We start from the raw sequence: 6,634 nt of genomic DNA, 5'->3' as shown, positions 1-6,634 counted from the left end.
TTTAAAGAGCGTTTCTGCGAAGTAACTTGGTTTCTTCAGCAGCGCTGCGTTTTCAGCAGCAGAGAAGCGAGATTATGATCAACATTTCGCAGCGCGTCAACTACTTTTTTCAGCGCCGCGATCAACAGACTTCGTCGATCACTTCTCAGTCAAACGAATCAGCGGCCAACTGCTCAGGCGCTCGACTCATCCAACCTTGCTTCCTCTTTCGCACCGCGTTTCCGTTAGCGCGAAAGAGGCGTGATTCTAAGCAGGCTTTAGCAGGCACGCAAGTCTTTTTTAAGAACTTTGTTAAAAAAAATCGGGCGCCATGACGGCGCCCGTTTTTCATCGCGACTCAACGCTGCTTCGCGGCCTCCAGCAGCTTGTCGATCGGCACCGCATCCGCCATGGCCGCATAACCTGCGTCGCTCGGATGGATGTTGTCTCCACTGTCGTAACGACGTTGCATGATCTGCGGTCGCGAGGGGTCGCGCAGCGCGGCATCGAAATCGACCACGCCATCGAACGCCCCCGAGGTCCGGATCCAGTGATTCACCTCGACACGAATCGTCTCACGCTCCGCAGGCAAGGACGCCGGCGTCAGCGTCGCACCAAACAAGGCGATTCCTTTCGCGTGGGCGCTCGCGATCAGATGGCGATATCCCTGGATCAAAGCCCGCGCATCGACCTTCGTATGCGGCGCATCGCAGTCGAGGCCGGCGCGCGGCGGCATCGCCTGGAAATTGATGTCGTTGATCCCGACCAGCAGCACGGCCGCCTTCACCCCCGAGCGGGCAAGGACATCGCGCTCGAACCTGCGCTCGAGCGCGACGCCATAACAGGCCGAGTCGCTCAGCAAGCGATTCCCGCTGATCCCGAGATTGACAACGCCCCATTGGCGCGCGCCGGCCGCGTCGAGCCGGCGATCGAGCCCGTCCGGCCAGCGCCGGTTGCGATTCAGGCTCGAACGCATGCCATCGGTGATCGAGTCGCCAACCGCCGCGATCGCACCTACCGCGTTAGGCCCGGCCTCGACCGCCAGTTCGCTGACCCAGGCTGACTGGGTGATCCGAACCTTATAGGCGTCCCCGCTCGTATCCGCGGCATGGTCGCCCGGCGTCGAGACATAGTTGATCTGGTTCGAGACGCGATGCCAGGCCGTCAGCTTCTGCTCGCCATGGACGAACAGGCTGATCGCATACGGCGCGCCGGCCTCCACCGGCAACGAGACCGGATCGCTGTCGCGCTCCTCGCCCGGCGCCAGCACGACATCGCGCCGCCCACCGAAGCTCAGTTGCGCGGCGATGTCGCCCCGCACCGCGGCCGTCCCCGCGGAACGCGCGATCCGCGCCGATCCGATCGACAACGGCGCTCGCCCATAGGCGTTGCTGATCCGCACCCTGACCTTGTCGCCGGCCGCACTCGGATAGACGATCTCGCGCAGCGTCCGACCCGCGACCTCAGGCGCTCTATATAGAGGAGGCGGCGAAGCCAGTTCAGGAATCGGCTGCAGCGCGGTGGCCCAGGCCGCCACCCAGCGCGACGCCTCCCCATCCGCGGCGCTTGCCGCGCCAGCCCACCACAACGCAAGACCGCCGACCACGGCCGGCAACAAACGACGACGGAAACTCATGATTCGATCCAGCTCACCGGGAAGTACGGGAAAGTGGTCGATTGTGCCCGATATCGCCCCGGTTTTTGCATCGCCGCCGATCCAGGCCCAGTGGAGCGCAAGCCATCCGGTATCTCTAAAAATTAATTAACCGACCGGACGGTTGATTTATACTGCGCTCTACCTTCTCCCCGAACGGGACGATCGCCATGTATACGCAATCCCTCGACCTCCCCGGCCAGCCGGCCCCCGCCGACGCTGCGGGTACGAACGCCACCGCCTCTCCCGAGCAGGCGCGCTTCGACGCCGTGATCGGCGCCGACGGCAAGATCGAGCCGCAGGACTGGATGCCGGAGGCCTATCGCAAGACGTTGGTACGCCAGATTTCCCAGCACGCGCATTCCGAGATCGTCGGCATGCTGCCCGAGGGCAACTGGATCACGCGCGCGCCCAGCCTCAAGCGCAAGGCGATCCTGCTCGCCAAGGTGCAGGACGAAGCCGGGCACGGTCTTTATCTTTATAGCGCGGCCGAAACGCTTGGCGTCTCGCGCGACACCTTGGTCGACGCGCTGCACGCCGGCAAGGCCAAGTATTCGAGCATCTTCAACTACCCCACGCCGAGCTGGGCGGACGTCGGCGTGATCGGCTGGCTGGTCGACGGCGCCGCGATCATGAACCAGATCCCGCTTTGCCGCTGCACCTACGGCCCCTATGCACGCGCCATGATCCGCATCTGCAAGGAAGAATCCTTCCACCAGCGCCAGGGTTTCGACGCGCTGCTGGCGATGATGGCCGGCACGCCGGCGCAGCGCGAGATGGTCCAGCAGGCGGTGAACCGCTGGTGGTGGCCGGTGCTGATGATGTTCGGCCCGAGCGATGCCGATTCGGTCCACAGCAACCAGTCGGCCAAATGGGGCATCAAGCGGATCTCGAACGACGACCTCCGCCAGAAATTCGTCGACGCGGCGGTCGAGCAGGCCCGTGTGCTCGGCGTGAGCTTCCCCGATCCGGATCTGGCGTGGAACGAATCGCGCGGCCATTACGACTATGGCGTGATCGACTGGGACGAGTTCTGGCGTGTCGTCAACGGCGACGGCCCCTGCAACCGCGAGCGCCTCGCCACCCGCGTGAAGGCCCACGACGACGGCGCCTGGGTCCGCGAAGCCGCGCTCGCCCATGCCGAGAAACGCGCGCGCCGTGCCGAACGGCAGGCCGCCTGAAACCGCCCCTCATCCAGCAGGAGACAGACATGAAACAGGAATGGCCGATCTGGGAAGTATTCGTGCGCAGCAAGCAGGGGCTCGATCACAAGCACTGCGGCAGCCTGCACGCCGCCGACGCCTCGATGGCGCTGCGCATGGCGCGCGACGTCTACACGCGCCGCCAGGAAGGCGTGAGCATCTGGGTGGTGCCGTCGGCGGCGATCACGGCATCCGATCCGAACGAGAAGGCGGAGCTGTTCGAACCGGCCGGCGACAAGATCTACCGCCACCCGACGTTCTACACGCTGCCCGACGAAGTCAACCACATGTAAGCCCGCGATGACGACGAACCCGGCCTCCCATCTTGCCTACGTGCTGCGCCTCGCCGACAGCGCGCTGATCCTCGGTCAGCGCAATGCCGAGTGGTGCGGGCACGGCCCGATCCTCGAAGAGGACATCGCGCTGACCAACATGAGCCTCGACCTGGTCGGCCAGGCGCGACTGCTCTATGCCCACGCGGCCGACCTCGAACGCGCGCTGACCGGCACCGCGAAGACCGAGGACGACTACGCCTATTTCCGGGGCGAGCACGAATTCACCAACCTGACGCTGGTCGAGCTGCCGCATCACGGCCCCCTGAGCGGCACGGCCCAGGCCGACCGCGACTACGCCGTGACGATCGTGCGCAACTTCCTCTACGCGACGCTGATGCTGCACCTCTGGACCGCGCTCGAGGCCTCGAACGACGCCCAGCTGGCCGCGATCGCCGCGAAATCGATCAAGGAGACGCGCTACCACGAGCATCACGCGCGCGAATGGCTGATCCGGCTCGGCGACGGCACCGAAGCCTCGCATCGCCGCGCGCAGGCGGCGCTCGACTATTTGATGCCCTATACCCGCGAATGCTTTGCCGTCGACGCGGTCGAGCGCGAGGTCGCGACGGCCGGCATCGCGCCCGCTGCGGACACGCTCGAAGCCGCCTGGCGCGCCGACGTCGACGCGGCACTCGCCGAAGCCACGCTGGACGCACCGCCGCCGGTGGCGCACGTCAGCACCGGCAAGCTCGGCGAGCATTCCGAGCACATGGGCTTCCTGCTCGCGCAGATGCAAAGCCTGGCGCGCCAGCATCCGGGCGCGAGCTGGTGAGCTGAGCATGCACGCCGCCACGCCGACGAAAGCCGCCATGCCCGCGCCAGCCAACCCCGCCCCGGCGCCCGATCTCGACGCGATCCGCGCCGCGCTCGACACCGTGCCCGATCCCGAGATTCCGGTGGTCTCGATCCGCGAACTCGGCATCCTGCGTGAACTGCGCGAAGCCGACGACGGCCTGCTCGAGATCGTGATCACGCCGACCTACTCGGGCTGCCCGGCCATGTCGCAGATCGCCGAGGACATCGAGGCCGCGCTCGCGCGGATCGGCGCGCCCGCCCACCGGATCGTCACCGTGCTGTCGCCGGCCTGGACCACCGACTGGATCAGCGAGGCGGCCCGCGACAAGCTGCGCGCCTATGGCATCGCGCCGCCGATCGGCAACTGCGGCAGCCCCGCCCCGAACCCCGGCGGCACCTCGAAAGTGATCCGCTTCGCGCCGAAACCCCCGGCCGCGCCGGCCTGCCCGCGCTGCGGCTCGGTCCATACCGAGCGCCTCGCCCAGTTCGCGTCGACGGCCTGCAAGGCGCTCTATCGCTGCCTCGACTGCCGCGAACCCTTCGACTACTTCAAGCCCTACTGACATGGCGACTCCGCAATTCCATCCGCTGCGCATCCGCGAGGTGCAGCCCGAGACGGCCGACGCGGTGACGGTCTCGTTCGAGGTTCCTCCCGGGCTGCGCGAGCAATATCGCTTCACGCAAGGGCAGTTCGTCACGCTGAAGGCGCACATCGACGGCGAGGAAACGCGCCGCTCCTATTCGATCTGCGTCGGCACCACCGACTACGAACGCGACGGCGAGTTGCGCATCGGCATCAAGCGCGTGCGCGGCGGCCGCTTCTCGAACTTCGCCTTCGACACGCTGAAGGCCGGCCACAGCATCGAGGTGATGACGCCCGACGGCCGTTTCTTCACGCACCTGAACGCCGAAGCCGGCAAGCACTACCTGGCCTTCTCCGGCGGTTCGGGCATCACGCCGGTGCTGGCCATCATCCGCACCACGCTCGAACTGGAGCCGCGCAGCCGCTTCACGCTGATCTACGGCAATCGCAGCGTCGATTCGATCATGTTCGCCGAAGGCCTGGAAGACCTGAAGAACCGCTTCATGCAGCGTTTCGCGCTCTACCACGTGCTGTCCGACGAGCAGCAGGACGTCGAGCTGTTCAACGGCGTGCTCGACCAGGCCAAGTGCGCGGCCTTCCTCGACACGCTGGTGCCGCCCGATTCGATCGACGAGGCCTTCATCTGCGGCCCGGCGCCGATGATGGACGCGGCCGAGGCCGCGCTGGCCGCGGCCGGCGTGGCGCCGGAGCGGGTCCACGTCGAGCGCTTCGGCACGCCGCTGCCGCAGGCCGGCGCGCCGGCGGTGGAAATCACCGAAACCACGCCGGCCGCCGCGCTCGAGATCGTGATCGACGGCAAGACGCGCAAGCTGCGCCTGCCCTACGAGGGCCCGAGCCTGCTCGATATCGGCCTGCGCGCGGGCCTGGCGCTGCCCTATGCCTGCAAGGGCGGCGTCTGCTGCACCTGCCGCGCGAAGGTGCTCGAGGGCGAGGTGCGGATGGACAAGAACTACACGCTCGAAGCGCACGAGGTGAGCGACGGCTTCGTGCTGACCTGCCAGTGCCACCCGATCAGCGACAAGGTGGTGGTCAGCTACGACGAACGTTGAGCGTCGTCATCGCCGCGCGCGGCGCGGTATCTCGTGACACGGCATCTCGCTTACACTAAGGGCCGCCTGACGGGCCGAGGCACACCAGCCCGGCCGCCAGGCGGCCCTTCTTCGTTGATCTTCGGCAGATGAGCATTCTTCACGTCACCATCGGCGGCTCCGCCGCCGCCTCGCTACGCAACGCGCTGGCTTCGGCCGGCCGCACCGATTCCGTGGTCGAACTCCTCGACGATCTCGCCGTCGGCCCCTTGCGCGGCATCGACGACGCGTCCGCGACCCGCGCCGCCTTCTGGGAAAAGCTGCTGCCCGGCGAGTTGTTCGACTGGCCCGCCCAGTTGGCCGGCGAACTCGACAAGCTGGCCGAGCTCGCGGCCGGCGCCGGCCAGGTGGTGATCTGGCACGCGCAAAGCGCCGCCGACCAGTTGATGCTGCGGCGCGTGGCCTACCACCTGCGCAACGCGCCGCAACGGCTCAACGAGGTGCGGCTCTCGGTGGCCGATCTCGATGCCGACACGCGAGAGCGGATCGGCGAGCGCCCGGTCTCGACCGGCCTGTTCTCCCCCGAGCATCTGGCCGCGAAACTGCCCGAAGCCGCGCCGATCTCGGTGCTGCGCATCAGCCGGCTCGCGCTCGAATGGCAGGAGGCCAAGCAGGCCAACGCCGAGCTGCGCTACTGGATCGACAACACCTTCAAGAGCGGCCATTACGCCGATATCGACGCGCTGGTGCTCGAACATGCCGGGGAAGACTGGCAGCCGGCCGCGCGCGTGGTGGGCGCGGTGATGGCCTACGCCGACCGCGGCCACCTGGTGGTCAGCGACAGCGTGGCGTTCTGGCGCTGCCGCGAACTGGTCGCGGCGGGCCGCCTCGAGCTGCAGGGCGAGAATCCGCATGTCGACCGCCTGCGCGAGATCTCGCTGCGCGCGGTGCCTGCCGACGCGCTGCACTAAGGCACCGGCGGGCCGGCGCCCGCCCTTGCGTACAATTCCCCTGGCGCACTATCGCGCCAACGGGCG

At 67.1% G+C, this 6,634-nt stretch carries 7 protein-coding genes; 6 read left to right on the top strand and 1 reads right to left on the bottom strand.

Going from position 1 to position 6,634, the window contains the following annotated elements:
- Window positions 1–337 precede the first annotated feature (337 nt).
- Window positions 338–1,615 (bottom strand): SGNH/GDSL hydrolase family protein, encoded by a 1,278-nt coding sequence (locus tag F3J10_RS21380; RefSeq protein ID WP_167242930.1) that lies wholly within the window; start codon window positions 1,613–1,615, stop codon window positions 338–340.
- Window positions 1,616–1,803: 188 nt separating this feature from the next.
- Here F3J10_RS21380 and paaA point away from each other — a divergent pair, with 188 nt between their 5' ends.
- The 6 genes from paaA (at window position 1,804) to F3J10_RS21350 (ending at window position 6,568) form a co-directional block, all read left to right on the top strand.
- A complete protein-coding gene (gene paaA, locus F3J10_RS21375; protein ID WP_166913981.1) occupies window positions 1,804–2,814 on the top strand; it encodes a 1,2-phenylacetyl-CoA epoxidase subunit PaaA in 1,011 nt (336 codons plus the stop codon).
- 29 nt (window positions 2,815–2,843) lie between these two features.
- The gene (gene paaB / locus F3J10_RS21370) at window positions 2,844–3,128 is read left to right on the top strand and encodes a 1,2-phenylacetyl-CoA epoxidase subunit PaaB (RefSeq protein WP_025101183.1); all 285 of its coding nucleotides are present in this window, start codon (window positions 2,844–2,846) and stop codon (window positions 3,126–3,128) included.
- Between the two features lie 7 nt (window positions 3,129–3,135).
- A complete protein-coding gene (gene paaC / locus F3J10_RS21365; RefSeq protein ID WP_166913979.1) occupies window positions 3,136–3,942 on the top strand; it encodes a 1,2-phenylacetyl-CoA epoxidase subunit PaaC in 807 nt (268 codons plus the stop codon).
- Window positions 3,943–3,979: 37 nt separating this feature from the next.
- Window positions 3,980–4,528, top strand: coding sequence for a 1,2-phenylacetyl-CoA epoxidase subunit PaaD (gene paaD, locus F3J10_RS21360; RefSeq protein WP_240155667.1), 549 nt, complete (start codon window positions 3,980–3,982; stop codon window positions 4,526–4,528).
- A gap of 1 nt (window position 4,529) precedes the next feature.
- A complete protein-coding gene (gene paaE / locus F3J10_RS21355; protein ID WP_025101186.1) occupies window positions 4,530–5,618 on the top strand; it encodes a 1,2-phenylacetyl-CoA epoxidase subunit PaaE in 1,089 nt (362 codons plus the stop codon).
- Window positions 5,619–5,746: 128 nt separating this feature from the next.
- The gene (locus F3J10_RS21350; protein WP_025101187.1) at window positions 5,747–6,568 is read left to right on the top strand and encodes a DUF1835 domain-containing protein; all 822 of its coding nucleotides are present in this window, start codon (window positions 5,747–5,749) and stop codon (window positions 6,566–6,568) included.
- Window positions 6,569–6,634: the final 66 nt, after the last annotated feature.

The organism is Burkholderia sp. Cy-637, assembly GCF_011753175.1.
Classification (GTDB): Bacteria; Pseudomonadota; Gammaproteobacteria; order Burkholderiales; family Burkholderiaceae; genus Burkholderia; species Burkholderia gladioli.
The sequence above is the reverse complement of the archived record's forward strand: the minus strand, read 5'-3'. Positions and strand labels throughout refer to the sequence as shown.

What these genes read in the sequence shown, in the direction of transcription:
- F3J10_RS21380 (WP_167242930.1), bottom strand. Translation starts at nt 1,615, where the DNA reads ATGAGTTTCCGTCGTCGTTTGTTGCCGGCCGTGGTCGGCGGTCTTGCG.
- paaA (WP_166913981.1), top strand. Translation starts at nt 1,804, where the DNA reads ATGTATACGCAATCCCTCGACCTCCCCGGCCAGCCGGCCCCCGCCGAC.
- paaB (WP_025101183.1), top strand. Translation starts at nt 2,844, where the DNA reads ATGAAACAGGAATGGCCGATCTGGGAAGTATTCGTGCGCAGCAAGCAG.
- paaC (WP_166913979.1), top strand. Translation starts at nt 3,136, where the DNA reads ATGACGACGAACCCGGCCTCCCATCTTGCCTACGTGCTGCGCCTCGCC.
- paaD (WP_240155667.1), top strand. Translation starts at nt 3,980, where the DNA reads ATGCCCGCGCCAGCCAACCCCGCCCCGGCGCCCGATCTCGACGCGATC.
- paaE (WP_025101186.1), top strand. Translation starts at nt 4,530, where the DNA reads ATGGCGACTCCGCAATTCCATCCGCTGCGCATCCGCGAGGTGCAGCCC.
- F3J10_RS21350 (WP_025101187.1), top strand. Translation starts at nt 5,747, where the DNA reads ATGAGCATTCTTCACGTCACCATCGGCGGCTCCGCCGCCGCCTCGCTA.